The organism is Bacillus sp. BB081 (genome assembly GCF_008368895.1).
GTDB classification, from domain to species: Bacteria; Bacillota; Bacilli; order Bacillales; family Bacillaceae_G; genus Bacillus_A; species Bacillus_A wiedmannii.
Map to the genome: position 1 here is coordinate 494 of NZ_QOZX01000141.1, position 249 is coordinate 742.

The following is a 249-nucleotide window of genomic DNA, read 5'->3' on the forward strand; positions in this document are numbered from 1 at the left end:
CTATTTGCTGAACCGATCAAAAAATGCAGTGCACTCGTCGTGGCTTCTGTCTGTGCATCACTTAGTCCCCATCTTGTTTGTATATGTTCTGTATGGATAGGGATATCTATAGTAGAAAAAAGGGTCGTACGTGATGAAGCTACATATACCGATTGAATTAATAATGTACATTCACGGCTTCTACCTAGATTTAGGCATGTTTCACAATAGGCACATGCAGAACTGCCACAGCTGGCGCAGGGTGTATGA